Source organism: candidate division TA06 bacterium, assembly GCA_016208585.1.
In the GTDB taxonomy this organism is placed as follows: domain Bacteria; phylum Edwardsbacteria; class AC1; order AC1; family EtOH8; genus UBA5202.
The window spans coordinates 1-4,381 of the sequence record JACQXR010000077.1 but is presented as its reverse complement, the minus strand read 5'-3'; the positions used below and the strand labels follow the sequence as shown (position 1 = coordinate 4,381).

The window sequence follows — 4,381 nt, the reverse complement described above, 5'->3', positions numbered from 1 at the left end:
CGCCATATTCAGGTTTATATTACTCGCGCTTTCTTACTTTTGATACTTTAGAAACTATAGAATCACTTATTATAGTTAAATAGTATTTATATCCCAGTTGGTCTTCATTTTTATGGCGTTAATGGTTTTAATTTCGCTGCAGAAATAGCCGCAGTAAAAATATTTGGGGATAACACAAGAAATAAATACGGTCTCGGCCCCATGTTTTGTTTAAAAGCGGGCTACTTTTTCTAAAACGATAAATATTTTCAATGCGATGTTCTACAAAATCCTGGCTGCCATAAAACTTTCCCGTCCCGGGAACGTAGCCATCACCGGGCTTTCGGTGCTGGTGGGCACTTCGGGCTATGGGCTCAAAGCGCATGCTTGGGGCATAATCTTGGCTGTGGTCTCGGCTATGCTGATAGCTTCCGGGGGCAATAGCCTCAATGATTTTTACGACTACGAGATCGACAAGATCAACCGGTCCCAGCGGCCGCTGCCGGCGGGCCTGCTGCAGCCAAAGACGGCCGTTTACCTGGGATCCGCCTGGATGCTTTTGGGCCTGGCCCTGGCATGTTTCATCGGGGTCAGACCCTTGGCGTTGGCCCTGGCGGTATCGGTCCTTTTATGGCTATATGCCGCCCGGGGCAAAAGGATGGGGCTGGCCGGGAATCTCACCGTGGCGCTGGTCTGCGGGTTGGCCTTTGTCTACGGCGGCCTGACGGTTGGAAATATCGGGCTTTCGTGGTTCCCGGCCGGGTTTGCTTTTCTGATGCACCTGTCCCGGGAGATCATCAAGGACGTTCAGGACCGGAGCGGCGATCTGTCGCAAGGGGCCAAAACCCTGCCCATAGCCTGGGGCGCGCAAAGATCCCTGAAACTGGCGGCGGCGACACTGATGGTCCTGATAACCTTGACCCCGGTTCCCTATCTGCTGGGCATATACAATACCCGTTACCTGCTGGCGGTGATCCTGGGGGTGGACCTGATGCTGGGCATAATGATCGTGAAACTTTTGACCAGCCCAAGGGATGAGGATTTAGGCCGGATAAGCTTTTTCATCAAGATAGTGATGCTGGTGGGGATCATGGCCATTTGCCTGGGACTTTAACCGAAAACTAAATGCAAAAAACAAAAACAAATAATTAAGATTGAATTGATAATATGTCGATTTTCCAAGCGTTGATACTGGGGCTGATCCAGGGGCTGACCGAGTTCCTGCCGGTGTCCAGTTCCGGGCACCTGGCTCTGGCCGAAAAGCTGTTTGGCCTTCAGGGCAACAATCTGAGGTTCGAGGTCTTCGTGCATCTGGGGACCCTGCTGTCGGTGGTGATATATTTCCGCATAAAGATCGGGAAGCTGATCAAATCGATCTTCAAGGGCCGGATGTATTACCAAAAGGGCTGGTGCTTCACCGACGACAACTTAAGGCTTTCTTTATTGCTGATGCTGGCCACCATTCCGGCGGCCTTCATCGGCTACAAGTTTGACGACGTCATCGAGCAGGCCTTTGCCAGTCCCATCGCGGTCTCGGTCTTTCTGCTGGTCACCGGGACCATTCTGTTCCTTACTTGCCTGGTAAAAAGCCATGAAGGCAAGATCAACTGGTGGCGGGCGCTGGTCATCGGGCTGGCCCAGGCGGTGGCCATACTGCCGGGAGTGTCGCGCTCGGGCAGCACCATCTCCGCCGGGATATTCACCAAAATGAACCAGGAGAAGGCGGCCGAGTTCTCGTTCCTGCTGTCCATCCCAATCATCCTGGGGGCCGGGGTGGTCAAGCTGAAGGACATGCTGGAGACCGGCCTGCTGTCCTCTGAACTGGTGTTGCTGATGGTGGGAGCCGTTACCGCGGCTATCTCAGGATACTGGGCCATCAAGGTCCTGCTGCAGATCGTCAAAAAAGGCCGGCTGGAATACTTTGCCTATTATTGCTGGGCGGCGGGCCTGGCCGGGTTGGTCTGGTTTGTCATGGTAAAGTGAGTTGTTTGTTTTGCCAGATCTGACGATAAAGATATAATAGCAAGATGGCGTTATTATATCATTCCCTCCCCGTTTTTCAACGGGGTAAACTCCTGAGGGAATCCAGTGATTCCTCTGGATGCCCGTTTTTACGGGCATGACAACCAGAAGTGCCCCATGTTTGGTAATTGAACAAAAATAGTCGATTATTGGTCACAATAATATCAGAAGTTCTATATTTAATGAAAAAGCAGAAAACCAATCCGCTTAAGATCGGGCTTTTGGTCATATCCGGCGCCCTGATCGCCGTGGCCATTACCGGGGCCTTTTACCGGGCCAACGACCCCGATCCGGCGGCCTGGCCGTCCACTCCCGGGGTCATCTGGGCCGTAATCCTGCTATCGGTCTACGGAACGTTGATCTGGCGGGCCATCAGCCGGGAGAGCCGCCAGAGGTGGCAGCTGTGGACCCTGCTGCTGCTGACAGCCGTCACCGTCATGGCCGTCCAGCAGACCGGGGGGATGAATTCCCCCTGGCTGTTCTCCTACCTGATGCTGACCCTGCTGTCGCTTTACCGGGCCGAGGACAGATGGCAACTTTTGGCCCCGGCCGTTCTTATCCTGACCGAAGGCGGCTCCGCCTACTTTCACCAATTGTTGCCCGGGCCGGCCCTGTACCGGTTAGGCGGGCTGTTTTTATTCCTGGCCGCGGCCTTTGCCGTGGGCAGGCTTTTGTTGAAGCGCAGTTTTTCGCCGGCCCAGAACTTGGAAGCCGAACCGGAACGGAAGATCATTGCTCCGGCGGCCGAGCTGAAGAATGACCTGCAGGCCCTGTCCTCGCTGATGCACGCCAGCCTGGGCGCCAAGACGGCCGCTTTTTTCCGGCTGGACCCTTCAGCCAATTACCTGAAACTGGCGGCCTGGCGCAGTTACAGCGCCGAGATCATCAAGGAAGCGACTCTTGATGCCCAGAAGGGAATCCTGGGCTGGGTAGTCAAGGAAAAACAGGCTTTGCTCTATCCGGTGTTCTCCAAGGACTCCAAAGATCTGGGATATTACGCCAAGTCCGAGCCGCTCAAGTCGCTTTTGGCCGTGCCCATCATCATGGAGAACCGGGTGGAGGGGATCGCGGTAGCCGACAGCGAGGAAGAGAACCATTTCAACGAAGGCTCTAAGGCCTTGCTGGCGGGATTCGCCGAAGAGGCGGCCCGGCTGATGATCCTCCACCAGAGCCATTCGGCCCTGGGGCTGGAGGGTGAGCGGCTCAAGGAATGGAACCGCTACTTGGAGCAGATGGCCAACCGGCTGAAGGTGGACGAGGTGATAGAGATCATGGGAAAGTTGATCCCCGAGCTGGTCTCCTGCGACCACCTGGTCATGCTGCAGGCCCCGGAGTCCGGTGGTCCCTGCCGGGTGCTGCTGGCCGAGCCGCCCGCCGCCGGGTTCCCGGCCCCGGGCGCCGAGCTGGATATTTCCGGCACCCTTAGCGAACAAGCTTTGAGAATCCTGGAATGGCGCAAGGTGGACGATTTCTACCGCCGCTCGCTGGGCCTGTTCCGGTTCAGCCGCGAGGAGAGGCAGGACCACGGCTTCCGCTCGGTGCTGGCGGCGCCCTTGACCTACGAAGGGGTCTGTCACTACATCCTGGTGCTGGAAAGCCGCAAGCCCTACGTCTTCGAGGCCGAGACCGAGACCCTGCACATCCTTTTGAGCCAGTTCTCGCTGGCCCTGCGCAGCGCGGCCCTCTACCAGGAGAAGGAGCAGATGGCCATCCGCGACGGGCTGACGGGCCTGGCCAACCACCGGCGCTTTCAGGACTTTCTGACCGAGTCTTTAGCCAAGTCAGTTGACAAACCTTTGTCCGTGGCGCTTTTCGACATAGACTTTTTCAAAAAACTGAATGACAGCTACGGGCATCCCATCGGCGATGTGGTGCTGAAGGAAGTGGCGGCCCGGCTCAAGGCCAATATTTCCAAGTATGACTTCGTGGCCCGTTACGGCGGCGAGGAGTTCATAGCGGTGTGGCCGGGCAAGACCGACAAGGAGGCCGAGGTTTTGGCCGAAGGGTTGAGGACGGCCATTGGGGGCGAGAAGTTCTCTACTACGGCCGGGGAACTGCCGGTGACGGTCAGCCTGGGAGTAGCAGCGTTTCCCCAGGACTCCAACAACAAACCAGATCTGATCAAGGCCGCCGATGAGGCGCTGTATGCGGCCAAGAAGGCCGGGAGGAACCGGGTGGTGAGGTATTCAACCATTACCAAAGAAATAAGCAAGCAATAGTAAATGATCGTTGTGCAGCCATGCTTAAAACTTACTTAAAATCTCTTTACGAAACGGCCCAAGCAGGCGACGCCCGCGAAGAAAGTTATTATTCCTCGCTGGAACGCTTGTTGAATGCTTATACCGGAGACCGAAAACTGAAAAATATCCATGTTACCACT

At 55.7% G+C, this 4,381-nt stretch carries 3 protein-coding genes; all 3 read left to right on the top strand.

Annotated features, from left to right (window positions below; translation table 11 throughout):
• Positions 1 to 256: 256 nt before the first annotated feature.
• The 3 genes from HY768_05915 to HY768_05905 all read left to right on the top strand — a co-directional run bounded on the left by HY768_05915 (position 257) and on the right by HY768_05905 (position 4,220).
• Complete coding sequence (locus HY768_05915) at positions 257 to 1,093, top strand: geranylgeranylglycerol-phosphate geranylgeranyltransferase (GenBank protein ID MBI4726744.1); 837 nt, start codon at positions 257 to 259, stop codon at positions 1,091 to 1,093.
• A gap of 53 nt (positions 1,094 to 1,146) precedes the next feature.
• Positions 1,147 to 1,962: an undecaprenyl-diphosphate phosphatase gene (locus tag HY768_05910; protein MBI4726743.1), complete on the top strand. Its 816-nt coding sequence runs from the start codon at positions 1,147 to 1,149 to the stop codon at positions 1,960 to 1,962.
• Positions 1,963 to 2,183: 221 nt separating this feature from the next.
• Positions 2,184 to 4,220: a diguanylate cyclase gene (locus tag HY768_05905; GenBank protein MBI4726742.1), complete on the top strand. Its 2,037-nt coding sequence runs from the start codon at positions 2,184 to 2,186 to the stop codon at positions 4,218 to 4,220.
• The last annotated feature ends 161 nt before the right edge of the window (positions 4,221 to 4,381 follow it).